Source organism: Paraburkholderia sp. MM6662-R1 (assembly GCF_050436245.1).
Classification (GTDB): Bacteria; Pseudomonadota; Gammaproteobacteria; order Burkholderiales; family Burkholderiaceae; genus Paraburkholderia; species Paraburkholderia tuberum.
The window spans coordinates 357268-380603 of record NZ_JBNDLV010000001.1 but is presented as its reverse complement, the minus strand read 5'-3'; the positions used below and the strand labels follow the sequence as shown (position 1 = coordinate 380603).

General features: G+C 61.8%; 21 protein-coding genes and 3 pseudogenes. 12 read left to right on the top strand and 12 right to left on the bottom strand.

Annotated elements, in window-relative coordinates:
- Positions 1-9 precede the first annotated feature (9 nt).
- Positions 10-495, top strand: coding sequence for a hypothetical protein (locus OKW39_RS01715; RefSeq protein ID WP_244144785.1), 486 nt, complete (start codon positions 10-12; stop codon positions 493-495).
- A 175-nt stretch (positions 496-670) separates the two neighbouring features.
- On the opposite strand, the pseudogene OKW39_RS01710 reads toward OKW39_RS01715, so the two are convergent.
- Positions 671-1184 (bottom strand): annotated as a pseudogene (locus OKW39_RS01710) (ABC transporter permease); the annotation flags it as partial.
- A 269-nt stretch (positions 1185-1453) separates the two neighbouring features.
- Here OKW39_RS01710 and OKW39_RS01705 point away from each other — a divergent pair.
- Positions 1454-1567 (top strand): annotated as a pseudogene (locus OKW39_RS01705) (AMP-binding enzyme); the annotation flags it as partial.
- 118 nt (positions 1568-1685) lie between these two features.
- Here OKW39_RS01705 and OKW39_RS01700 read toward each other — a convergent pair.
- On the bottom strand, positions 1686-3473 hold the full coding sequence (locus OKW39_RS01700) for a PHA/PHB synthase family protein (protein WP_429563438.1): 1788 nt from the start codon (positions 3471-3473) through the stop codon (positions 1686-1688).
- Between the two features lie 466 nt (positions 3474-3939).
- On the opposite strand from OKW39_RS01700, the gene OKW39_RS01695 reads away from it, so the two are divergent.
- A complete protein-coding gene (locus tag OKW39_RS01695; RefSeq protein WP_429561907.1) occupies positions 3940-4626 on the top strand; it encodes a SagB/ThcOx family dehydrogenase in 687 nt (228 codons plus the stop codon).
- Positions 4526-5185 (top strand): annotated as a pseudogene (locus OKW39_RS01690) (sensor histidine kinase); the annotation flags it as partial. The gene OKW39_RS01695 and the pseudogene OKW39_RS01690, both read left to right, overlap by 101 nt.
- Positions 5186-5338: 153 nt before the next feature.
- Here the strand turns inward: OKW39_RS01690 and OKW39_RS01685 are convergent.
- Complete coding sequence (locus OKW39_RS01685) at positions 5339-5497, bottom strand: hypothetical protein (protein WP_429336532.1); 159 nt, start codon at positions 5495-5497, stop codon at positions 5339-5341.
- 23 nt (positions 5498-5520) lie between these two features.
- Positions 5521-6129, bottom strand: coding sequence for an NAD(P)H-dependent oxidoreductase (locus OKW39_RS01680; RefSeq protein ID WP_429561906.1), 609 nt, complete (start codon positions 6127-6129; stop codon positions 5521-5523).
- A gap of 644 nt (positions 6130-6773) precedes the next feature.
- Between OKW39_RS01680 and OKW39_RS01675 the strand changes: the two genes are divergently transcribed.
- Positions 6774-7220 (top strand): M24 family metallopeptidase, encoded by a 447-nt coding sequence (locus OKW39_RS01675; protein ID WP_429561905.1) that lies wholly within the window; start codon positions 6774-6776, stop codon positions 7218-7220.
- A gap of 12 nt (positions 7221-7232) precedes the next feature.
- Here OKW39_RS01675 and OKW39_RS01670 read toward each other — a convergent pair whose 3' ends face one another.
- The 6 genes from OKW39_RS01670 to OKW39_RS01645 form a co-directional block, all read right to left on the bottom strand.
- A complete protein-coding gene (locus tag OKW39_RS01670) occupies positions 7233-8957 on the bottom strand; it encodes an FAD-binding protein (RefSeq protein ID WP_429561904.1) in 1725 nt (574 codons plus the stop codon).
- Positions 8958-9023: 66 nt separating this feature from the next.
- Positions 9024-10370 (bottom strand): CaiB/BaiF CoA transferase family protein, encoded by a 1347-nt coding sequence (locus OKW39_RS01665; protein WP_429561903.1) that lies wholly within the window; start codon positions 10368-10370, stop codon positions 9024-9026.
- A 70-nt stretch (positions 10371-10440) separates the two neighbouring features.
- Positions 10441-11274 carry an enoyl-CoA hydratase-related protein gene (locus OKW39_RS01660; protein WP_429561902.1) on the bottom strand — a complete coding sequence of 278 codons (834 nt, stop codon included), beginning with the start codon at positions 11272-11274 and terminating at the stop codon, positions 10441-10443.
- A 20-nt stretch (positions 11275-11294) separates the two neighbouring features.
- Positions 11295-12566: a TRAP transporter large permease gene (locus tag OKW39_RS01655; protein WP_090804962.1), complete on the bottom strand. Its 1272-nt coding sequence runs from the start codon at positions 12564-12566 to the stop codon at positions 11295-11297.
- 11 nt (positions 12567-12577) lie between these two features.
- Positions 12578-13111, bottom strand: a complete 534-nt coding sequence (locus OKW39_RS01650) for a TRAP transporter small permease (RefSeq protein WP_429561901.1) — start codon at positions 13109-13111, stop codon at positions 12578-12580.
- Positions 13112-13123: 12 nt separating this feature from the next.
- Positions 13124-14155 carry a TRAP transporter substrate-binding protein gene (locus OKW39_RS01645; protein ID WP_429561900.1) on the bottom strand — a complete coding sequence of 344 codons (1032 nt, stop codon included), beginning with the start codon at positions 14153-14155 and terminating at the stop codon, positions 13124-13126.
- On the opposite strand from OKW39_RS01645, the gene OKW39_RS01640 reads away from it, so the two are divergent.
- The 7 genes from OKW39_RS01640 to OKW39_RS01610 all read left to right on the top strand — a co-directional run bounded on the left by OKW39_RS01640 (position 14146) and on the right by OKW39_RS01610 (position 21408).
- Entirely contained in the window at positions 14146-14907 is a 762-nt protein-coding gene (locus OKW39_RS01640) for a MaoC family dehydratase (protein ID WP_429561899.1), read from the top strand. The two genes, OKW39_RS01645 and OKW39_RS01640, sit on opposite strands and share 10 nt — an antisense overlap.
- 48 nt (positions 14908-14955) lie before the next feature.
- The gene (locus OKW39_RS01635) at positions 14956-16101 is read left to right on the top strand and encodes an acyl-CoA dehydrogenase family protein (protein WP_429336540.1); all 1146 of its coding nucleotides are present in this window, start codon (positions 14956-14958) and stop codon (positions 16099-16101) included.
- 44 nt (positions 16102-16145) lie between these two features.
- Positions 16146-17339: a CaiB/BaiF CoA transferase family protein gene (locus OKW39_RS01630; RefSeq protein ID WP_429561898.1), complete on the top strand. Its 1194-nt coding sequence runs from the start codon at positions 16146-16148 to the stop codon at positions 17337-17339.
- The gene (locus tag OKW39_RS01625) at positions 17336-17779 is read left to right on the top strand and encodes a MaoC family dehydratase (protein ID WP_429361101.1); all 444 of its coding nucleotides are present in this window, start codon (positions 17336-17338) and stop codon (positions 17777-17779) included. The genes OKW39_RS01630 and OKW39_RS01625 overlap by 4 nt, the downstream gene beginning before the upstream one ends.
- A 162-nt stretch (positions 17780-17941) precedes the next feature.
- Entirely contained in the window at positions 17942-18835 is an 894-nt protein-coding gene (locus OKW39_RS01620; RefSeq protein WP_429561897.1) for a helix-turn-helix domain-containing protein, read from the top strand.
- 145 nt (positions 18836-18980) lie between these two features.
- Entirely contained in the window at positions 18981-20204 is a 1224-nt protein-coding gene (locus OKW39_RS01615; protein ID WP_429561896.1) for a glycoside hydrolase family 88 protein, read from the top strand.
- Between the two features lie 46 nt (positions 20205-20250).
- Positions 20251-21408 carry a fumarylacetoacetate hydrolase family protein gene (locus OKW39_RS01610; RefSeq protein ID WP_429336544.1) on the top strand — a complete coding sequence of 386 codons (1158 nt, stop codon included), beginning with the start codon at positions 20251-20253 and terminating at the stop codon, positions 21406-21408.
- 89 nt (positions 21409-21497) lie between these two features.
- On the opposite strand, the gene OKW39_RS01605 is transcribed toward OKW39_RS01610, so the two are convergent.
- A complete protein-coding gene (locus tag OKW39_RS01605) occupies positions 21498-22505 on the bottom strand; it encodes a galactitol-1-phosphate 5-dehydrogenase (RefSeq protein ID WP_184066475.1) in 1008 nt (335 codons plus the stop codon).
- 32 nt (positions 22506-22537) lie between these two features.
- The gene (locus OKW39_RS01600; protein WP_090804981.1) at positions 22538-23305 is read right to left on the bottom strand and encodes an SDR family NAD(P)-dependent oxidoreductase; all 768 of its coding nucleotides are present in this window, start codon (positions 23303-23305) and stop codon (positions 22538-22540) included.
- Positions 23306-23336 lie beyond the last annotated feature (31 nt).

The window sequence follows — 23336 nt, the reverse complement described above, 5'->3', positions numbered from 1 at the left end:
GGTGCGCTCATGGGATTGACCGCGGATCTGGACGGCGTACGGCACGCGTATGGACTCTGTTTCGTGCGCGCCCCGTGGGCCTATTTCACGCGTGTGCCACTCGATCAGCAATGGGGCGACGGCTGGGAACAGGTGCCGTATGAACAACATGCCGGCGTCCCCTACGCTGACATGCCGCAGCAGATTCTGACGGTCGCCTTCGACGGTCCCTTGTATCCGCCCGATGCGGGCTACGACGGCAAGACGCGCAGCGTCATCGAGATCAATCGGGGCGACGCTCCGTGGCTGCGCACGCAGGATCTCATCAGCAACGCGCCGATTCACATCATGGCTGGCGTGACGCTCGAATCGTTTGTCGAGCAGGTCGAGCTTGCTGGCGGCCGCGTGTTTGCTCCGCTCGGCTGGGGCGCGTTGCGGCTCGAACGTTGCGAGCGGGACCAGCCGGGTGACGCGCCGGCGTCGACGGCTTCCGCACCTAAGGCGAGCAACGTCTGAGGCGCACGCTGCGCGGGCCTCGATCCCGCGCCCTCCACGCATCGCCCTCCCGGCGCCATGCCCGCGAACTCTCACTCGAAAACTTGCCCGGTCATTGCCCGCTCTCCCATCCCCCACCCAGCGCCGCATATAACGCGACCGTATCCTGCAGCCGTTGCGCCACGCCCTGTAGCCACGCGATGCGCGCCATGAACTCGGCTTTCGTGTATGCGACGTAGCCGAGCGATTTCACCACTTGCTTGATATGCGCGATATCGGCTGGCGACTTCGGCTCGACGAGGCTGTACGAGGTGGTGTAGCGGGTCGTGGGGATGTAGGTGATAGCACGCTTGTAAGTGGTGTAGAGCGTGGGTGTGCCGAACAGGCCGCTGCTCGCGACAGTCGCGATGCCGACCACCACGCCGCGATGATCGTTCAGCTCGAAATCCGTGCCGAGCGTGGGGTTCTTCAGCTTCACTAACTCGGCGATCGTCGATCGCGATGAAGCCGTTCTCGGCATAGATGTCTTCGATCTTGCCCTGCTTCATGATCGGCCAGCCGAACAGGCTGGCGTCGTCGAGTCCGATCACCGTGACGGCCTGATAAGTGCCGTCGCGCAGCTTGACCAGCGCGCCGCCCGAATACAGCGGCACCGCGTATTTGACGCCGTCGGTGCTGCGTACCGCGTCGAGGACGTAGTCCGGCATGCCCTCCTCCAATCCCGGCCAACGCTGTGAAAATGGCCACTGCGGCGACGATGATTCTCGGTTCTGCGCGGACCATGATGTCCTTCCTCCGTCAGTTGACGCACGCGATGTCTGAGCGCGTGTCGGCTTGCGAGCCGTCGCGACGAATCCATCATCGACCCGATAGCGCTATTGCAATTGATACGCGTCAAGCATCGGTTGCTTTGCGTGGTCAGTGCCACGTGACGGCAGGCGCGGCGACATCCGGCCGGGGAAATGTTGCAGTGCGCCCGTCAGCGTGCGTCGCGGTGGCCGAGGCCGCAGTGGTCGGCCGTCCCGACGATACCTTCGGGGAAGCGATCGTGGCGTTCATGGTGCTCAAGACGGCGCGGCCGAACGGCCCGGACTGACGCGTCTGATCGCAACTCGTCGTTCATCGCGTCGCCCCATCTCGGCCGACGGCAATCGAGACGCATGAAAGCCGCAGATTAGCGAGCCTATCGGCCTCATTCATATGAATTTCACCTATTTTTCGAAGACATAGGTTCCCGGCGCGTCGCAGAGGGCGCCGTCGACTGCACGGGCAGCCACCTCCCCGCTCGACTGCTCGCGTAGCCACTGGTTCCAGCAGAGCCACCACGACCCCTCGACAGGTGTGGTCTGGGCGAGAAAATCGCGGCGGCTGCGGTAAGGCGCTCCGCGAGGACGGGTTACACATCGGTAGTAACGGCCCACATGGCCGGGCTCGGACACGATTCCCGCATTATGTCCGCCTGCCGTCAGCAGGAAAGTCAACGGATTATGCGTCAGCAGATGCAGCATGTAGACCGAGCGCCAGGGTGACACGTGGTCCCGCTCCGTCCCGACGACAAAGGTCGGCGCTTCGATGTCGGACAAGGCGACCGGCCGGCCATCGACGCAGTAGCGTCCCTCGGCAAGATCGTTGTTCAGGAATAACCGCGTGAGGTACTCGCTGTGCATGCGATAAGGCAGGCGCGTGGTGTCGGCGTTCCACGCCATCAGGTCGTTGGGCTTCGAGCGCCGTCCGAGCAGGTATTCGCTCATCATCCTCGACCAGATCAGATCGCGCGCATTCAACAGCTGGAAAGCGCTCGACATCTGCCGTCCGTCCAGATAGCCCTGGTGCCACATCAATGCGTCGAGCGCGGCAAGTTCACTCGCATCGATGAACAGGCCCAGTTCGCCCGGCTCAGCAAAGTCCGTTTGCGCCGCAAGGAGCGTCACCGTCTTCAGTTCGTGCCCTCTTCCATCGCGAAACAGCGCTGCAGCCGCCATCGCGAGGAGCGTGCCCCCAAGGCAATAGCCGACGGCATGCACCGGCTGTGCATGACGTAGACGGACCTGAGCCAGCGCGGCAAACAAACCGTCGCGCAGGTAGTCGTCGAGTCCGACGTCACGAAACGCTGCGGGCGGGTTGCGCCACGATATTGTGTGCACCGTGTAGCCAGCGTCCACGAGATAGTGAATCAGGGAATTGTGCGGCTGAAGATCGAGAATGTAGTACTTCATGATCCACGACGGGACGATCAGGAGCGGTTCGCGCGCCACGGTGGCTGTTGCAGGCGCGTACTGAATCAACTCGCACAAAGCGTTGCGCCACACTACCTTGCCCGGGGTAATGGCCACGTCTTTTCCGGGCAGCCACGCATGCGAAGGGGATGCCAGGTCGTCTTTCGCCGCGCCGGCAAGCTCGCGCAGGTCCTCGAGCCAGTGCTGCATGCCCACCACGAAATTCAGTCCGCCGCTTCGCCACGCCGCCGTCTGTATCGCGGGATTGGTTGCGATGCAGTTGCTGGGTGAGCATGCGTCCAGCCATTGGCGCACGAGGAAGCGCACCAGTTCCTCATGATGCCGTTCGACGCCCGGTATCGCCGTGGTCGCCGCTTCCCACCATTGCTGGACTTGCAGGAAGGCATCCCGATATAGCCAGTAAGGCCACCGCGACCATGAATCGGCAGAGAACCGAGGGTCCTCGCTCACCGGCTCGGCGTGCCAATGAGCCGTAGGCGCGACCTGTATGTGTTCTGTCAGCTCGCTATACGCCATCGCGCACCGGTTCACCAGGTCGAGTGCCTTACCGGGCGAGAGCATCATGTGCAGTGCCCAGTCTTGGGCCGCCATGAATATCGAAGCCGGCGACAAACCGCCTGTCAGCGCCGCGACCGCCGCGTGCGCGGCCAGGTCCAGTTCGTTGCGCGAAAGTGCAGGCACGGGCGCGCCATGGCCGTCCCGCGCCCCGGACAGTTGGTTGGCACCGGCCAGGGTAGTCGTCTGAGATGGAGAGCGCTTCATAGCTTGCGGCGCATGGGGGAATTCAGTCGGATCGTCTACGCTCACGTTCGCTCATCCTTGTCGAGGTCATCGTGTATGAATGCCGCGCCTGATGGCCGAATCCGCGCTCAATGGCGCTAGCCGCCATGCGAGCCAGAGCGGGCGCGGGGCACGTCCCTTCGCCATCGAAGCGCAGCAGCGCTCAACCGGTTGCGACTGCGTCTGGTCGGCGTGCCGGGCACCGCGGACGCACGTTGAACAACTGTCGGGCATCCCTGATACCAGCAGTGAGACTACGTACGCGGCTGCGATGCGGGTTGATTTGCATCAACGAGAACCGGGCAACCATGAGCGCCGTACGATTCATGCGCGGCGAGAAGGCTCAGTTGACACGCATCAAAGCACAGGCGTTCAGCGCGGCTATGGTGAAAACGCGTGCGCGGTTCACCTGCGCATGCACCGGCGCTGACCTTGAACGGAGTCGATCATGACCGATATGCAACTGCTGTCCTATGAACCGGCGCCCGGACGCGCCCCCTCTCGTACCCGCGGCGAAACGCCTGCCGTGATCACGCTGCCCAAGCCTGACATGGCCGGCGGCGTGCCGCTGATGAAAGCGCTCGCGCTGCGCGCCAGCACCCGCGAATTTTCCGACACACCCTTGATGCCCGCGACGCTTGGTGCGCTGCTATGGGCGTCGGACGGCGTCAACCGTCCGGCGACAGGCGGCCGCACGGCGCCGTCGGCCCATGCCTTCAATGAAATCGACCTTTATGCGGTGCTGCCGAACGGAGTCTATCGCTATGACGCGCCAAACCATCGGCTCGTACTCAAACGCGAGAGCGACGCGCGCAATATGACGGGATACCAGGATTTTGTCGGCGACGCACCGCTCGATCTCGTGTATGTCGTCAACATGTCGCGCCTGCTGACGATGCCGCCTCAGCAGCGCGATATTTTTTCCGCCGTCGCGGCGGGCGCGATGGCACAGAACGTTTCGCTGTATTGCGCTTCAGCCGGACTCGGATGCGTCGTACGGGGTTGGATCAATCATCGCTCGCTGAGCGACGCACCTCTCGGCGAATATCCAGCACGTTCGCGAGGAGGAAAAAACCCGTATCGCGCGCGAGCTGCACGACGATCTCGGCCAGCAACTGGCTGCATTGAAAATTGAGGTCGCCAGAATCGAAAACCGCGCCGAGGCCGCCATGACGGCATTGGCCGATGCGGATCTGGGCACCATATACGCGTTGATCGATCAGCTCGTTGGGTCCGTGAGGCGAATTGCCGCGGACCTGCGTCCCGCGATGCTGGACGATCTCGGCCTGATCCCGGCCATCGAATGGTTCAGCGACCAGTTCTCGGCGCGGCATGGTGTACGCGTCATCCGTCACATCGGCGCGGACGACATCGATTTCAATGGCGAGAGCGCGTCTGCGGTGTTCCGAGTCGTCCAGGAAGCGATGACCAACGTCGCACGCCATTCAGGCGCGACCGAAGTGACGCTCAAAATCGTGCGAGACGGGCCGAACTGTATCGTCAGCATCATAGACAATGGTCGAGGGTGCTTGAGCGATAGGCGACCCGCAAGGAATTCGTTCGGCTTGTTGGGCATGCGCGAGCGTGCCGTAGCGCTCGGCGGCGAACTACGGATTCGGACTGCCCCTGAGCAGGGCTTTGCGTTATCCCTCTCATTGCCGCTTGCGATGGTCGAGGGCAAAGGACAAAGGTAAGCTCGCATACGATGGCCGACGCCGCCACGATACCGAACGCCAGCCGTTCGAATCTGCGAAAGAAGCGATACATGGCAGTGCTCCCTGCATCACGGCCACGCGTGGCCAGTGAGCGTTGCGCTGCACGGGCGCCCAGCGCGCCCGTGGGGCGTTTCATTCGACGTTCGGCAGACTGACGAGCGTGCGCACGCCCGGCGCCGCTTTGGCCGCTCCGTAGACGAGCCGCCGCTCGCCGTGCGAGGCAACCTTGCAGGTCAACGCGGCCGTGCCGTCGTCGATCTGGCGCGCTGGTGAACACTTGAAGCGCCCCACCGCGGGTTCGTTTCATTTGTAATTCACGCCGCCGGCACCGAAGCGAAATGCCCGCGAACGAATTCACGCACCTGCGCGAAATGAGTGGCGGCCATGGCAGGAGGCATGGCCGGACCGACTTCGTCGAAATGCAGGTGCCCGATCAGGTCGAAACCGGATGCGCGGAAAACGTGTGTATCCTGCAGCAGCTGCAGCGCTTGCCATCGGCCGTCCGCCACAAAAGAGGCCAACGGTGCGGCGGAGACGGTCACCACGACGGCGCGGCGTCCGGACAGCAGGCCGTGCACGCCGCCCGGTTGCGTCTCATACGCGAAACCTCGGCTGAACACGCGGTCGATGTAGCCTTTCATCATCGCAGGCATCGCCATCCACCAGAGGGGATAGACGACAGTCATGACATCCGCCGCGAGCACGTCTTTCTGCGCGATCAAGACGTCGGCCATGCGAAGGCGCGCGTCGCTTCCCTCGGTCAATTCCTGCGCGGAAAGCACGGGATCGAACCCCATCCGGTACAGGTCGTGAACGCGCACGTCATGGCCTATGCGGATCAGTTCCCCAAGGTAGGCGCGCGTCACGCTCATGGTGAAGCTGTCTTCCACCGGATGCGTGACCACGATCAGGTGTTTCTGCATGGCAGGGGCTCCTTTCAAAAACGCGCCGCGCGGGCGCTATTGCGCACGGACGGGATCATCGTGCGCGTCCCGGCAGCCACCCGATTGATACACGTCAACAATGTGGGGATTGCCCTGAACGTGCCCAGCGCTCCGGCTCATTCGACAACCGGCCTGCCGACCACGCGCCGCACGCCGGTCGCGCAGCAACCACATCGTGCTGCCCAGCGTCGCCACGCCGTCCTCGACCGTGATAGGGATCGCCCGCGAGCTCCCGCTGCACGCCGCGCGCGAGAGCCGCATAAATGGGCTCGGCAACGTGGGCCACGGCGTCGCTGTCGGGTACGTCGAGCCGGTTGGTGTCAATCGAACTAAACATAGAACCGCGGCATCGGCTGAAACCCGCGTCAGGTCGCGACAACGTTGATGAACATCAAAAACATCTACTCACTTCGTGGCGTTCTGGAGAGCTTTTCCGCCGAGTGTGCTGCCAAGAACCACGATCAGAGTCAGCTGGAAAGAGTCCACGCGACAGGTACTGGCGGTCACCATCCTCAGCGCTTCCGGTCTTGAACGCACGTACGCGGTGCGAAGGTGTAGCCATCGTAACGACGGAGCAATGCGATGGAGAACACCAGCGCTCAGCGCGACAAAGGACGCGGCGAATGCGAGCACGCATGCGCACCCAGCGCGGTGGCCGCTTCATCTTCCGGCTCCGCGGACAGATCCCGCTTGAAAGTCTCGGCGAGGAAAAACGCGCACACCAGGCTCAGCAACCCCGTCGCCGGATCATGACCGACATCGGTGCGCGTTATCGTGGGTACGTGGCCGATGGCGGACGCGGTTTCACCTACGGTCCGGCGAATCCGAGCGAAGCGCGCGGCCCTGGCACCGGTCACGGCACCGGCATGGACCCGGAAGAAGAAGCGCCGTGGATCGGGCCGGGCAACAGGACCGTGCTGCAGGAAAACATGGTCTTTACCATGAAGGCGACCATCACGGTGCCGAACGTCGGCGGTTTGCGCACGGAACGTATCGTGCGGTTGACCTCGGGCGGCGTCGAAACGCTCGACCAGTTCAGACCCCCTGATCGAACCGCGCAAGGTGATTAGCTCGCTACCGACTCACGACGACAGATCCGCCAGCCGCCCTAACCACAGACCTTCAGGCACGTTGCGCTCGAGGAATATGTTGCAGGCGAAGTCCGCGTTACGCTCGGGAAAGTCTTCGCGGTAATGACCACCCCGGCTCTCGCGCCTGACAAGCGACGCCGAAGCCATCAATTCACCGACCTGGATCAAGTTCGCCAATTCGATGCCCCGCATGAGCTCAGCCGGCGTGCCGATCACCGTGTCGTGAAACAACTGGTTTCGCGTCTCCCTGCAGACACGCCTGAAGGTCCGAAGCCCGGCTTCCTCGCGCACGATCAGCAAATACCGGTTTGCACACTGCTGAATCCGTGCTTTCAGTTCGTCCAGCGTGTGCCTGCCATTTCGGCGGAATTGCGTGGCGACCGTGCGATTGTCGTCCAAGGCCCCGGTCATCGCGCGGTGCGTCATCTTTTTCGCGCGTTCGGCCGCGGCGAGGCCCGCCCGGCGGCCGAAGACCTGGCACGTCAGGGCCATATTGCCGCCGAGACGGTCTGCGCCATGTGGACCCGCTGCCACCTCACCCGCAGCGAACAGACCCTTCAGATTGGACTGTGCGTTTTCGTCTATATATAAACCGCCGTTGATCGCATGCGCGGAACAGGTGATCTGCACTCGGTCCCGATAAAGGTCGACGCCGTGCTCCTTATACCATTGGCAGGTTAGCGGCCACATCCTTGCAATGCTGCGGCTCTTGTCGGCCAGTATCGATTCGAGATCGCATCCGGCGAAGTCGAGAAACACGCCTCCTTCAGCCGTGCCGCGGCCATCGTTGAGTGCCTTCTGAATCGAAATTTCGACGTAGCGTGAGATGTCGCTCGAGCTGAACGGAAAGTGCCGCTCTTTTTGCCGAATGACGTCTTCCTGAGCCAGCCCCGTCGGCAGATAGTCAGGGACGAACGCCCTGCCATCGCGGTCGGTGAGATTCGGGTGCGCGTCCCACAGGTAGTTGCCGAACAGGTTGACGAAAGGCGTCAGCACGCTCACACCGGCCTGCATGAACTCCATGTTGACCAGTCGCGCGCCCGCGCGATAAGCCATTGCATAGCCGTCGCCGGTAATGTCCGATGGATACAGGTTTTGGGCGAACAGCTGACTTGCACCCCCAGTGGTAAGAATCGTCGACTTGGCACGGATCAGCATCGGGTTTCCATCCGAATCGATCGCGTATGCGCCGAGACATTCGCCGTCCTGCGACAGCAGGTCGACGATCATCAACCGGTCCATGACCTTGATGCCGCGCCGGGACGCTTCGGTCCCCAGCGATTTCACGATTGGTTTGAAGTGCTCATGAATCACATGCGAGCGCGGTTTGGAAGAAAAGCATGCGCGAAAAACCAGGTAGTGGTTGTCCTCGCGCTCAAACTTTACGCCGTATCGTTCGAGGTAGCGCAGAGACTCATGCGCTTCGTTCGCGAGAATCGCGCTCAAGCGCGGGTCCGCCATGCCTTGAGCGGCGTGCAGGATATCGGCGAGAAAAACATCAGGATTATCGCTGTGATCCCCTGCTCCGTCCGGCACATTGAAGGCGCCTACTTCAGCTACGCTATGAAACGTCGCGCCGCTTTTGCGAAATTCCCCTTTGATCACGACCAGCACGTCAGCGCCGCTGGAATCCGCCTCGAGCGCGGCCCGCAGCGCAGCGCCGCCGCTGCCAACGACCAGCACATCCGTACTGACTTCCCTGCACCTGTCACTCATGCCTGCTTCCCCTGTTTTCATCGACGCGTACGGCACGCTCGCCGCATGGCTGGCTTCAACCCCGCTTCACGCGACTCCGCCTTTTGCCGCGGCCGCCGCAACGGCCTCGGCGTCCTCGGCAACGCCGATTACGCCGTCCGCCAGCAGCGAGTCGATCATCGGCCGGTTCATTCCCACCCCTGACAAGATGTCGATCGTGTGCGCGCCCAACCGTGGCGGCGGCATACGGATAGCTGGCGCGCTGCCGTCGTAGCGCACCGGGTGATTGACGAGCGTCACTGGGGTGCCGGTTGCACCCTCGACTGTCTCGAAGCTCTTCAAGTGGCGCACCTGCGGATCGGCGACCACCTGCGCATAGTCGTTGACGCGCGTGTGCCAGACATGATGCCGTTCGAATAGTGGCAACCAGTGTGCCGTCGTGTCCTGCGCAAGCCGGCGCGCAAGCCGGTCGGAGATTTCCTGCTGCTCGTCGAATGCGCGCTTCGCGGGAATCCGTTTCTTTTCCGGGATCTCGAGGATCTGATAGATGATGTCGAGAGGACTCAGCGACAATGCGATGAAACCGTCCGCAGTGGCATATATGCCGTACGGTGCGGGGAAGTACCAACCTGATACACGCCCCGCCTGTCGCACGTCGTCATGGCCGTCGCCGTTCAGAAAACACGTGAGAGACTCCTGTTGCAAATCGAGCGCAGCCGCCAGCAAGCTTACGTCGACCCGGCAGCCCTCGCCCGTACGCTCGCGGTTGAGCAGTGCCGTCAGGATACCGTTCGCATACAGCGCAGCGCCGTGATGATCCACGACAGACACGCCCACCGCGCGTGGACCGTCCTCCCGGCTTCCGGTGATTGTCGCGATACCCGACATGGCCTGAATGATCAGGTCCTGCCCCGGCCGGCTGGCATAGGGTCCATCCGGACCGAATCCCGAGCCGGACGCATAGATGATGTCCGGCTTGACTGTCTTTAGTGCCTCGTAACCCAATCCCAGCTGTTCCATCACACCGGGACGGTAATTCTCGGCGACCACGTCGACTTGAGGCAGCAAGCTCATGACGATATCGATCGCCCGCGGGTCCTTGAGATTCAAAGCCAGACTGCGCTTATTGCGATTACCCATCAAAAGCAGCATCGTCTGCCCATCGATGGCGCGGTTCGCGCCGCCCCACTTGCGCTGAAATGCGCCGTCGACGGGTTCGACCGATATGACGTCGGCCCCGCAATCGGCGAGGTGCTGCACGCCCAAAGGCCCCATCAGAAAATGATTGAAGCTGAGAATGCGGATACCATTCAGCCCGTTCATATAATCTCCGTTACGTCGTGAGTCCGGCTGTCGGGGTGAGGTGGAACAGGGTTCTACTGAACTCCGCGTTCGCCCTGAACATTCGGAAGACCGCGGCGTGGATATCTGCATCGATGCCGGTCAGAACTAAAGGAAAGCGTTGCCGATCGCGTCGAGAGGCGCATGCGCGAGGCACCAATGGTCAGCGACCTTTGAAGCGCGGCGGCCGCTTTTCGACGAATGCGCGGTGGCCTTCGGCGCGATCCTCGGTCTTGAACACGTCGAGATTCGCCTGATGCTCGCACTGCAGGCCTTGTTGAAGGTTGGTCTCGAACGAATCGAGCACGGCGCGCTTGGCCAGTCGGACCGCGAGCGGCGCGCGGGCGGCGATCAGCGACGCGATCTCGACGGCGCGTGCGATGCTGCGTGCCGGCGCGACGACCTCGGTCACAAGTCCGTGGCGCTCGGCCTCGGCTGCCGTCAGCGGCTCGCCGGTAAGCACGAGTTTCATCGCCAGTGTCTTGCCGAGCACCTGCGGCAGGCGCTGGGTCGCGCCATCGCCCGGAAGGGCGCCGATGACGATCTCTCGCTGCGAGAAGGTCGCGTCGTCCGCCGCGACGACGATATCGGCCAGCATCACCAGCTCGTGGCCACCACCGATGGCGAAGCCGTTGACCGCGGCGATCAGCGGCTTCGGAAAGGTTTCAATCGCCTTCCAGCTCGCGAGGCGCACCGGGTCCGCATACGCTGCGACCCCGCGTGCCGCCATGTCGGCAATATCCGCACCGGCGCTGAAGAAACCCTCGCCGCCGGTGAGCACGACAGCCCTGACTTCGTCGCTGACTTCGGCTGCCGCGAGCACGCGCGCCAGTTCCACCAGCAGCGGCACACACAGCGCATTGCGCTTGTCGTGATGATTCAACGTGATCAACCAGACGAAGCGAAGTGGTTGTTCGAGCTTCAGGTACTTCAGGTCCTCGAATGCGGCCAGCGGGACCGGCGCCGCGCCGCTTCGCTCGACGTGAGTCGTGTTCATGATGAGCCTCCGTTCTCGTGTTATTTGATTGCCAGCAAGTTCGGCAGGAAACGTGGGATATGCGGGAAGACGATGATCAGCAGCAGGTCGACCGCCAGCGCGAAGATGAACGGCAGGATCGCCCGAGTCGCTTTTTCGACGGACACGCCGCCGATGGACGCAGCCGTAAAGAGGCAAAAACCGATCGGCGGCAGGTTGATGCCGATGGCTGAGTTGACCAGTACGATGACGCCGAACACCACCGGGTCGATATGCATTTGCACGACGAGCGGCAGGAACACAGGGATCACCACCGCAATACTCGAGATCGTTTCGAGTACGGTATGGGCTACCAGCAGGAAGAGATTGATCAGGATCAGCAACACGAACGCGCTGGTCGTCACGGCCAGGAAGCTGTTGGCGACGTGTAACGGAATTTGCGCCTCAATCAGATAACGGCCGAGCACGAACGCGAGCCCGAGAAGAAACGATACCCGCGTGGTATTGATGGCCGTGCGCGTGAGTATTTCCCCGAACTGCGACAGCTTGAGCGACTTGAAGATGAAGGCGCTCACCAGCGTCACATAGAACGCCGCGACGACGCCTGCTTCTACCGGCGTGAAGACGCCGCCAAGGATCCCGCCCAGAATGATCACGGGCGTCAGCAATGCCCAGATCGCCTGTCTGAAAGTCGTCCACAGCCGCCTGGCGGAAAACGCTTCGACCGCCGTATAGTTCTGGCGCACGGCAGTCAGGTAGTTCACGAGCATGAAGGAAACGACCACCAGCAGCATCGGCACTATCCCCGCGACGAACATCGTTCCGACCGAAACGTTGGCGGTGTAGGCGTACACCAGCATGCTCATCGACACGGGCGACAGCAATCCGAGTGAGCCCGCTGCCGACTGCAGCGCGACTGCGAACGCGCGTGAATATCCCTGCTTGACCATCCCGGGGATCATGACCGAGCCGATCGCTGCGGTATCCGCAGTCGCCGAACCGGAGAGGTCGGCGAAGAACATACTCGCAACGATCGTCACCTGTCCGATGCCGCCGCGCATGAAGCCGACAAGCGCCTGCGAAAAGTCGATGATCCGGCGCGAGACGCCGCCCGCATCCATGATTGCGCCTGTCAACATGAAGAACGGGATGGCCAGCAGGCCGACGTTATTCAGGTTCGAAAACAGCTGCTGCGGAATCACCAGCAGCGGGGTTCCATTCAGCGTCAATGCAATCGTCGCCGCAATGCCGATGCAAATGGCCACCGGTACACCCAAGCCGAGGAACCCGGCGCCTAGAGCGAGTGCCCACATGTTGATTCACCTCAGATATGTTCGGAGACGCCCTGCAACAGAGACTGCCTCGTTTGCGCGCCGGGCGCGAGATGAGAAACCGCGATTCGCACCGCGGAATGAAAGACCAGCAACGCGCCGCAGACGGGAATCGAGAGATATGGGTACACCATTGAGATCGGCAGAGAGGTCGCAGTTTCGGTGCCCATCAGCTCCAGCATGTCGCCACCGTACATAAGGAAGACCACGCCGAGCGCGAGGACTACGCAGTCGGTAAGGTCCGCCAGTGTCTGCGCGAAGGCGGGCGGACAACGGTCGGCCAGTACCCGCACCTCCGGATGAACCCGCAGCTTGGCTCCTGCCGCCGCACCGAGGCACGTGAGCCACACGAACAGATAAGCCGCGAACTCGTCGGACCACGACAGCGAGTTGTGCAGGATGAAGCGGAAGACCACCCCGAGGCCAGCGACGAACACCATCATGAGAAGTAGTCCACCGCATAGGAACAGCGTGATCTTCAGGACCAGCTCATCGATAAACAGGAGATTACGGGCAAGCTTTTCCATGGCACTCTCCCTTCATTTCGAAGCGACAGCGGACTTGTCGGCCGCCTTGATTTCCTGATAAAGCGCCTGGCCATCGGGAATGTCGCTGAGCAGGCCCTCGCGCGCCCTTGCGGTCGCGGCGGCCCACGGCACCGTGTTTATCTCGGTCACCTGGGTGCCATTCTTCTTCATCGTTGCGAGCGCGTCGTCGTACTCGTGCTTGTATTCTTTCATGTCATAGTCCGCGGCGACGGCGGCAGCGGCATGAAACGCCTGCTGCTCGTCAGGCGAAAGACGCGTCCAGGCGCTCTTGCTGATTGCCAGCACCACGGGCAGGTAGTTCACGTGGGTCAGGTAGTAATGCTTCGCGACATCGGAAAATTTGTCCTGGATGAACTGCTCCGGTGACGTATCGCCGCCGTCGACCAGGCCTTGCGAAAGCGCCAGAAATAACTGGTTATAAGGCAGCGGCGTCGGATTTGCGCCCAGTGCCTTATAGCCCGCGATATAGCCGCGACTCTGCATCACTCGAACTTTCATATCCTTCATGTCATCGAGCGAGCCGACGGGCTTTTTAGCCGTGAACAAATTGCGTTCGCCCACCGACAGCCACGTCAAGCCGATCATGTTGACCGCCGGCATCATGTCGAGGAACTTGCGGCCGACCGGTCCTTGCAGAACCCGGTTGGCGTCGTCGATGCTGCTGAAGAGATAAGGCGTATCGAAGATCTGCCACTGCTTGATCGTGTTTCCGATCGGCGCCTGTGCGGAAATCATGAGCTCCTGGGTGCCGGTGCGCAGCGCTTGCGCCATCTGCACTTCGCCGCCGAGCTGTGACTGCGGAAAGATTTCGATCTTGACCTTGCCGTGGGTTCGCTGCGCGACCTCCTTCGCGAACACCTGGGCAGTCAGCTGATAGTGGTTGTCCGGGGCGAGGGTGTGGCCCAGCTTCATGACGATCGGCTCGTCCGCACGGGCAACGCTGGCGACAACGACGCCCGCTGCGAGCAGCGTACCCACCATCATGGTGCGCCATGCGCGGCGCGCGCTGAAGAATGATTTCATTTCGTCTCCTTCCGTACTGGAATGTAATTTTCGCGCCGCGTCAGGCCGATCCGTCTGCAGGCGCTCCAAGTATTCGTGAGTGCACGCAACGGGCGTTAGGACCCGCCGCCCGATTTCTTGTACTTTTTTACGGCGTCTTCGATAGCACGCGTTTGCCAGACTGCCTGGCGATTTATCCGGCGCATGCAGTCAAAAAAGTCCAAGCATTCGCCCAAACCGTCCTAACGGTCAGCAACCCGCACTCATTAAATTTGAGTCACACCCGCCGGCCCCAATCAACAAAGAACAGGCCGGCTCCGCAACCGACTCTCACTTCCAGAACCACCATGGCCAAACGCCCGCACATGGATTGTTACGCGGTCGGCGACACTGCCGATTTCGCCAAGACCGTAACTGAATTCGATATCTACGGCTTCGCCGGGATCGTCGGCGATTTCTATGCGGTGCATTTGAACGAGGAATTCGCCAAAACCACGCGCTTCGAGAAGCGCATTGCGCAAGGATGTCTGTCGGTCGGCTTCTTATCGACCGTGATGGGCTATATGGCACAAAAGGCGCCGAGCCCCGGTGCGGTTTCTTATCGCTACGACATCACGTTCAATGCGCCGGTATTCATCGGCGACACGGTCACCGCCCGGCTTACGCTGCGCGAGAAGGACGACGATCGCAACATTTGCGTGTTCAGAGCAGACGTCACGCGCCAGGACGGCACGCTGGTCGCATCTGGCGATACCTATCTGAAGGTGCTGTAACGCAGCCCCCGGCTTCAACCCATCTCCCGCTTTTTCACAGAGTCGAACATGCCGCATTGGTTAAACGAACAACACACCGCGATACGCGACGCCGTGCGCCGTTTCGCGGAAAACGAAATCGCTCCTGTCTCGGAAGAGCTTTGGGAAGCGGAAGCCTTTCCTTACGACATCTGGAAGCGTGCCGGCGAGCTCGGCTTCGCCGGCCTGCCTTATCCGGAGAGTTGGGGTGGCGGCGGTGGCGAATGGCTTTCCTATGTAATCGTGTTAGAGGAACTCGCACGGGTAGATTGCGCAATCGCCAACTCTCTAATGGCCAATTCGACGGTCGCAAGCCTGCTTTCCAACTATGGCACCGATGAGCAAAAGGATCGTTATTTGCGCCCTATCCTCGACGGCCGCAAAGTCGGCGCGATCGGATTATCGGAGCCCAACGCGGGTTCCGACGCGGCCAACATCGCGACGCGTGCGACGCTGGAAGGCGACCAATACATCATCGATGGATCGAAGACCTTCATTAGCAATTCCGGCACGGAAGTGACCGGGCCGGTCGTCATCGCCGCGGTAACGGGAACGCGCCCCGACGGCCGCAAGGAAATTTCTAACTTCATCGTGCCCAACGGCACCCCCGGTTTCAGCTACGGACGCAAACTGCGCAAGATCGGCTGGCGCGCATCGAGCACCTACGAGTTGTTCTTCGAGCGCTGCACGATCCCGGCCGCCAACCTGCTCGGCGAACGCGGTGCGGGCTTGCGACAGACGCTCGCCCAGATCAGCACGGGCCGAATCCTGATCGGCGCGCTCGCGCTAGGCATCCTGCAGGGTTCACTGGATCGGTCGATCGCGTACATGAAGGAGCGGCGCGCATTCGGCAAGCCGATCGCCGAGTTCCAGTCGCTGCAGTTCAAGATCGCTGACATGGCGGCCCACGCGCACGCCGCGCGACTGATGCTTTACGATGCCGCCGCGCTCAAAGATGCAGGCGTTCGCTTCGATCAGCAGGCGTCGATGGCCAAGCTCTTCGCCACCGAGCGCGCGATGGAGGCGGCTCATCAGGCGTTGCAGATACATGGCGGTTACGGCGTGATGAGCGAGTACCCAGTGTCGCGCGCATTCGGCGACGCCAAGGTGCTGGAGATCGTCGAGGGCACCTCGGAGATTCAGAGAATGATCATCTCGCGAAACCTGCTTGCCTGAACCCTCAGTCAAACAGATACGGACACGCGCTCGGGAGACAAGTCATGCTGGAAGGCATCAAGGTGTTAAGTTTTACTCACTTCTTGCAGGGCCCCGCCGCCGTGCAGATGTTGGCCGACGTCGGCGCGGACGTGATCAAGATCGAACCGCCGGGCGGCGCGTTCGAGCGCAGTTGGACCGGCTTCGATGCGTATGTCGAAGGTGTGAGCATGTTTTTTCTGCTCGGCAACCGCAATCAGCGCAGCATCTCGCTGGATCTGCGCGACGAGCGCGCGCGAGAGATCGTCGGGCGGCTGATCAAGGAAGCCGATGTCCTGATCGAAAACTACCGGCCAGGCGTCCTGCAGCGCATGGGCTTCGGTTACGACGATGTCCGCGAGATCAACCCGCGGCTCGTGTACTGTTCGTGCACCGGCTACGGGTCATCGGGACCGTATCTCAAGCGGCCAGGGCAGGACCTGCTGCTGCAGGCCATCAGTGGCATGACGATGCTCTCCGGCGAGGCCGATTCCCCGCCCACGCCAGTCGGATCCGCGATCGTCGACCAGCACGCGGCGGCGTTGGCGGCCTTCGGCGTGGTCGCGGCCTTGCAGGCGCGTGAACGCACCGGCAAAGGCACGCTGGTCGAAAGCAACCTGCTCAACGCGGCGCTCGATCTTCAGATCGAGCCGTTCACCTACTACCTGAACAAGGGACCACTCTGGCCGCGCACGAACCCGCCGACCGGCAGCCGGTTCCATCCGTCGCCCTATGGGGTTTACCGGACTCTCGACGGCTGGATCGCCGTTTCGCTCACGCCCACTGAGAAGCTGGCGGCGGCCTTGTCTCAGCCCGTGCTGGCCGGGTTTTCGCACCCAAAGGACAACGTGCGCCGCCGCGACGAATTGAACCGCATCGTTTATGACGCGCTGACCGCGCGCACGACGGCCGACTGGATGACGACCTTCGATGAGCACGACATCTGGTACGCGCCCGTGAACGACTACCGTCAGGTCGAGGCCGACCCGCAAGTGGCGCACAACCGCATCATCATGGAGGTCGAGCATCCGCAGGCCGGGCCGATTCGTTTGCTCGCGCATCCGGTTCGATACGACGGCGCAGCACCACCGCTCACCCGTCAGCCGCCGCGGCAAGGCGAACACACCCGCGAGGTGCTCGCCGAACTGGGCTACGAGCCGGACGAAATCGATACGCTGGTCGAAGCGGGCGCGGCGCTGACCGGGCGGAGAACTGCATGAACACTCATCTGAATCAGTGCCACGAGATGCTGCGCTTTGACGATATCCAGATTGGCCGCTGCCAGGTACTCGTGCGTACCATCGCGGAAAGTGACGTGAACGCTTTCGGCCATCTGTCGGGCGACCTCAACCCCTTACACATGGATCAGCACTTCGCGGCACGCACGCCATTCGGCCAGCGCGTGGCGCACGGCCTGCTGACCGCGGCATTGGTGTCGACGACCCATACCGGGTTGACCGGTCCCGGCTTCGTCTACGTCGGGCAGGAGTTGCGCTTTCTCGGACCCGTCTTCATCGACGACACGATCAGGATCCATGTGACCGTAGTCGAGAAGAAACCCGCCAAGCGCATCCTCGTGATGGACACCATGGTTCGCAATCAGGACGGCAAGCCGGTGCTGACCGGACTGTCGGCGCTGAAGGAGTTGCGTTTCCAATGATCTGACAATCGGCAGGCGAGGCCAAACCTTTGCGGGTTTTCGACAACAGCCGTCACGCCGATTTGCTATTTACAATTACACTACGTTCGATGCCGACCGGCGAAGGAGAAACAGCACGCTTGATTTAGCCAAGGAGTGAGCTGGATGCAGGAGACAAATTAAATGCTTAGAGGTTGTGGTTGTCAGTTGCCGGTCTTCAAGATCGCCAACTATGAATATGGGTCGCGAATCAAGTCGATCGACTTTCATTTCGCACCCCTCGAAGATATGAAATCGACGTTGCCCTATCCTCATCGGCACGAGTTCTATCACATCGTCTGGGTCGTGTCGGGCAGCGGTCACCACATCATCGACTCGATTCGCTACGAGGTGCGGCCCAATACGCTGTTCTTCATGGCGCCGGGCCAGATCCACGACTTCGCGTTGTCCGAAGATACAGTCGGCCACGCGATCAGTTTCTCGTCCGAATTTTTCGCCTTCAAGGTGCAGAACCGCCATTCGCAGACGGAAATTCCGGTCTACGATTTCGAGCGAATTCCGAACACGGTTTATATGAGCGACGCACAAGCTCAGGACCTTCATCATGTGCTGGATGGAATCGATGCGGAATATCAGGGTGAACAGGCAGGCTACGAGGACGTCATCTGGTCGTATCTGCGCGTTCTGCTAATCAAGTCCGTGCGCCTGGGCGGCGACGCCGTGACCGACGTCAATTCGTCGCGTAGCGTGCTGTTGTCGCGACGCTTCAAAAGCCTGCTGGAAAAACATTTCACCACGGTCCACGACGTCGCTCGCTACGCATGCCTGCTGAACGTCACAGAACGCGCGCTGAACGATGCGACGCGCCAGGCGCTCGGCAGCACGGCGGCCAAGCTGATTCGTGAACGCGTGATGCTGGAAGCGAAGCGTCTGTTGCTGCATTCGGAGGTCAATGTGGCGGAGATCGCAACACAGCTTGCCTTCGACGACCCGGCCTACTTCAGCCGATGTTTCCGCAAGCACACGGGCCGCTCGCCAATCGACTTCCGCCGCAGCCTGGAGAAACTGAGCATTTGAAGCAGTGGGACGATAGGCGTCCGGGTGCGACGTAGGAAAGTCCAATATAAGCCGCGCTTCGTCCTAACCGCTGGAACCGCCGCGCTCCTAGAATTTGCGTGCCCCCGTCACTCGGGAAACGCGAAAATCATCAGGAGACAAAGGCGTGAATGCTTCGTACCAAGACCAAGGACTGTCCTCTGACCGGTCCGCCCTCTTCACCGATATCCTCGATCGCATTGCGACCAAAGTTGCAGAGGACGAGCCGACGCTCGGCGTCGAATTCCCCCAGATCACAGCGCCCGACGGAAAGTGGGTCCGGCTTCCGGCGTCGCTGTCCGCAGGCTACAGCGGTTCAGCGTGGAGCCACGGCAATTGGTTTTGTGGGTTCTGGGTCGGACTTTTGCTGACGTCGTATTTGCACACCGGCAACGACAAATACCTCTCGTGGGCCCGCGAGCGCATGCGTCTCGTCGCGCAGCGCGCGCAGGATCCTAACACGCACGACATCGGCTTTATCTTCGACAGCAGCGCCGTCCCGGGCTACGAAATCACCCGCGACTCGTGGTACGCGCACATTGCGATGGAAGCCGCGGACAAACTGCGCGCGCGTCTTGTCACCACGCGCAGCGGCGCCTATCTCGCTTCCTGGGGTCCGCTTGACGATCCGCGCGGACGCAGCGCCTCGGCTATCGACACGATGGCTAATCTATCATTGCTTTACTGGGCGGCGAACCATTCCGGGGACGGCAGTTATCGCCTCGCCGCCGAAGCGCACTCCGTCATGACCGCCAAGGCGTTTATCCGCCCCGACGATTCGACTTATCACGCGGTGGAGTACGACGTGACAACCGGTGCGCGCCAGCGCGGCTACACGTTTCAAGGCGCATTCGACGAATCGGCGTGGAGCCGGGGCCAGGCGTGGGCCGTCTATGGCTACGTGAACACGGCGCGTGAAACCGGCAAGCGCAACTGGCTAGACCTTGCCGGGCGGCTAGCGGCGTACTATCTGCGCCGGCTCGATGGACGTGCTGTGCCACCGTGGGATTTCGACGCCACTGGCGCGGACGCGGAAATCAAGGACACTGCCGCAGCAGCGGTGATGGCGTCAGCGCTGATCGAGATGGGCCGTCTGCATCCCGACCCTGCTGATGCGCTTCGCTGGCGCGAACACGGACTCGCGATGCTCGAAGCTCTATGTCGTGACGAGTTTGCCTACGAAGCTGCGCAGCGGGGACTTTTGAGGAATTCCTGCTATTCGAAGCCGCACAATGAAGGCGTCGATGGCGCGACGATGTTCGGCGATTTCTTCTTCGCGGAAGCACTGAGTCGCGTGATGCTGCCAGGCAGGCTTCGGCCGGCCGACCCGCGACGCGTATCGCTCGCTTGAAGCGTATCTCCCTCGCGGTTCCCAACTCTCGCTAGCCAGGCCGTCCATGATATCGAACGATCTTCCGCATTTTGTACCTACTGACCTATCCGATGCCCTGCTGGTGGGACGCATCTGGCGAAACGCGCCGATAGACGGGCCGTCGGTCGTCGTTGTTCGCGCCGGTCAGGCCTTCGACATCACGGCGTCGGCGCCGACGACCTCCGATCTGTTCGAGCACGTGGACCTCGTCGAGTTTGCGCATCACGTCGAGGGCGAGGCGCTCGGTCCCGTCGAGAACATCGGCCGCGCATTGCTGGCGCCGTGCGATCTTCAGGCCATCAAGGCATGCGGCGTGACCTTTGCCGTGAGCCTGCTCGAACGGGTCATTGAAGAACAGGCCAACGGCGACGCGACTCAAGCCGACATGGTCCGGGCGACGATCGCGCAACTGATCGGCACTGATCTCTCCAGGATTCGCCCCGGCACGGCAGCTGCCGACTGTCTGAAGCGGGAACTGGAACGGCGCGGCGCATGGTCGCAATATATGGAGGTCGGCATTGGGCCGGACGCAGAGGTGTTCACCAAGTCTCAACCGATGTCGGCGGTCGGCTACGGCGCGGACGTTGGGCTGCACCCGGCCTCCCGCTGGAACAATCCCGAGCCAGAAATTGTGCTGGCGGTAAACAGCCGCGGAACGATCGTCGGCGCAACCCTCGGCAACGACGTCAACCTCCGCGACATCGAGGGCCGCAGTGCGTTGCTGCTCGGCAAAGCGAAAGACAACAACGGCTCATGCGCGATCGGTCCTTTTATTCGGTTGTTCGATGAACGCTTCACCATGGACTCGGTGCGGGCGGCCAGCGTGTCGCTCAGGATAGAAGGCGCGGACGACGGATTTATTCTCGAAGGCGTGAGCCACATGCGCGAGATCAGCCGTGACCCAGAGGAACTTGTGGCCCAGACTGCCGGGCCGCATCACCAGTATCCAGACGGCTTCATGCTGTTCCTCGGCACGATGTTCTCTCCAATCGAAGACCGGCATGCTCCGGGCAGCGGCTTCACGCATCACCTCGGGGACAAGGTGACGATTGCAACACCGGAGCTCGGCGCACTTGTCAACACCGTGCAGTCGTCAACCGAAATCGCGCCCTGGCGATTCGGCGTACGCGCTCTTTACGAGACCCTTGCAAAACGGCGGGCGCTTACCCGCGCCATGGCGTAGGTACCATTCACGTGGACCGCCTCCGCTGATTCCAGCCTCGCCAAGCTACAAAGACTTTGTTCGCGAATCAGCGGAACGGGATACTAAATTTAGAAGCCCGGCGTCAGGACGACTTTCCCTGACGCCGTCCTGCCGTTCTGCAAATCGTCGAACGCCTGGCTTCCGGCGTCGAGCGGCCGCACGTCGAGCCAATCCAGCGAACCGAACGCGCCTTCGTGCAACGCCGAAACCGTCGCGCGAAGATCCGCCATCGTATAGGTGTACGTACCCAGCAGCGTGATTTCAGCGAGCGTCAGCTTGCGCATATCGATTTCGCTTGCCCAATCCTGGAGGCCGATGTGCATCACGACGCCGCCAGGCTTCACCGACGATAACGCGAGCGCGCGTGTCGGCTTTGCACCCACGGCATCGATCACGAACTCAAACCGGCTTTCAGGCGCCGGCGCGTCCAACGGATCCCATGTCTCGCACTGCGCATGCTGCTCCGCCGATCGTCGACGCAGCGGATTGACCTCCGCCATTTCCACCGACCGGCAGCCATACGATTTCAGTAGCAACGCCGACAGCAATCCAATCGCCCCGCCGCCAATGACCAGCGCGCGGGTTTCCGGCAACGGTCTTTGCAGCGCGCGCATCGACAGATTCAGCGCATGCAGCGCCGTAGCAGCCGGCTCGGTCACCGCGGCGTGCGTTGCGGGCATCTCCTGCGGAATTTCGACAACGCATCCCGCAGGCAACGACATATATTGTGCAAATGCACCCGGACGCGTCATGCCGACCATCGTCCGGTTCGCGCACAGATTGTCGCGCCCCTGCACACAATATTCACAGTGCCCGCAGGTGATCAACGGATTGCCCGTGACGCGCAAGCCTTTCATCAGATGCGGTGCGCGCGTCTCCACGATCGTGCCGGCGAACTCATGACCGAGAATGAGGCCGGGTTTGCGTCGCGGATCGTGGCCGTGGAATGCATGCATATCGGAGCCGCAAATACCGACCGCATCGATCCTGAGTATCACCTCGCCGTCGGCTGCCAGCGGTTCGGGCCGATCCAGCAACTGGACCTCATTGGGCTGCGTGTAGACAAGTGCTTTCACAAGCGTTCTCCGTCGTGCAATTGCGTTACCGCCTACCGCGCGGTGTACCCGCCGTCGACCATGATGGTCTGGCCCGTGACGTACGCGGACGCGTCACTCGCAAGAAACACCGTGACGCCATACAGATCGTCGAGTTGTCCATTGCGTCCGATGCACGTGTTCTGCGCGTGCATGTCCGCGACGCGCGCGTCGTTGAAAACGGGAGCCGTCAGCGCAGTGGGGAAAAAGCCCGGCCCAATCGCGTTGCACGTGATGCCGTAGCGTGACCACGCCTGCGCGATAGCACGCGTCAATTGCACGACACCGCCCTTCGCCGCGCCGTATGGCGCGCTATCGTTGAATGCACGGTATGACTGCAGCGACGCGATGTTGATGATGCGACCATGTCCGCGCGCCTTCATCGAGGGTGCGAGCGCCTGCGTCATGAAGAACGGCGCGCCAAGATGCAGTGCGAGCTGCTGTTGCCACGCTTGCGGCGTCACTTCATCGAATGGTTGACGCAGATTGACGCCCGCCGCGTTGACGAGAATGTCAATCTGGCCGTGCTGTGCCGCTGCATCGAGCGCGCAGGCGCGCGCCGCATGCGCGTCGCTCAGATCGCATGCGTGCATGTGCGCATCAATTCCGTCGTCCCGCAGCCGCATTGCCGCTTCGTCGAGCGCATCACTTCGCCGCGCCACCAGCACGACGCGCGCACCCGCCCCGCCCAGCGCGCGCGCCATCGCTTCGCCGATGCCCGAGTTGCCGCCGGTCACGAGCGCGGTTCTGCCATTCAGGTCGAATAGTCGAGCGATATTCAACGGTGTCCTCCTTCGTCGTACCGATTGCACA

Coding starts and splice junctions, on each gene's coding strand:
- OKW39_RS01630 (WP_429561898.1), top strand. CDS start 16,146: ATGCTGGAAGGCATCAAGGTGTTAAGTTTTACTCACTTCTTGCAGGGC.
- OKW39_RS01660 (WP_429561902.1), bottom strand. CDS start 11,274: ATGAACACGACTCACGTCGAGCGAAGCGGCGCGGCGCCGGTCCCGCTG.
- OKW39_RS01645 (WP_429561900.1), bottom strand. CDS start 14,155: ATGAAATCATTCTTCAGCGCGCGCCGCGCATGGCGCACCATGATGGTG.
- OKW39_RS01620 (WP_429561897.1), top strand. CDS start 17,942: ATGCTTAGAGGTTGTGGTTGTCAGTTGCCGGTCTTCAAGATCGCCAAC.
- OKW39_RS01675 (WP_429561905.1), top strand. CDS start 6,774: ATGCGAGCACGCATGCGCACCCAGCGCGGTGGCCGCTTCATCTTCCGG.
- OKW39_RS01695 (WP_429561907.1), top strand. CDS start 3,940: ATGACCGATATGCAACTGCTGTCCTATGAACCGGCGCCCGGACGCGCC.
- OKW39_RS01640 (WP_429561899.1), top strand. CDS start 14,146: ATGATTTCATTTCGTCTCCTTCCGTACTGGAATGTAATTTTCGCGCCG.
- OKW39_RS01700 (WP_429563438.1), bottom strand. CDS start 3,473: ATGAAGCGCTCTCCATCTCAGACGACTACCCTGGCCGGTGCCAACCAA.
- OKW39_RS01610 (WP_429336544.1), top strand. CDS start 20,251: ATGATATCGAACGATCTTCCGCATTTTGTACCTACTGACCTATCCGAT.
- OKW39_RS01715 (WP_244144785.1), top strand. CDS start 10: ATGGGATTGACCGCGGATCTGGACGGCGTACGGCACGCGTATGGACTC.
- OKW39_RS01665 (WP_429561903.1), bottom strand. CDS start 10,370: ATGCAGATATCCACGCCGCGGTCTTCCGAATGTTCAGGGCGAACGCGG.
- OKW39_RS01680 (WP_429561906.1), bottom strand. CDS start 6,129: ATGCAGAAACACCTGATCGTGGTCACGCATCCGGTGGAAGACAGCTTC.
- OKW39_RS01635 (WP_429336540.1), top strand. CDS start 14,956: ATGCCGCATTGGTTAAACGAACAACACACCGCGATACGCGACGCCGTG.
- OKW39_RS01670 (WP_429561904.1), bottom strand. CDS start 8,957: ATGAGTGACAGGTGCAGGGAAGTCAGTACGGATGTGCTGGTCGTTGGC.
- OKW39_RS01655 (WP_090804962.1), bottom strand. CDS start 12,566: ATGTGGGCACTCGCTCTAGGCGCCGGGTTCCTCGGCTTGGGTGTACCG.
- OKW39_RS01625 (WP_429361101.1), top strand. CDS start 17,336: ATGAACACTCATCTGAATCAGTGCCACGAGATGCTGCGCTTTGACGAT.
- OKW39_RS01650 (WP_429561901.1), bottom strand. CDS start 13,111: ATGGAAAAGCTTGCCCGTAATCTCCTGTTTATCGATGAGCTGGTCCTG.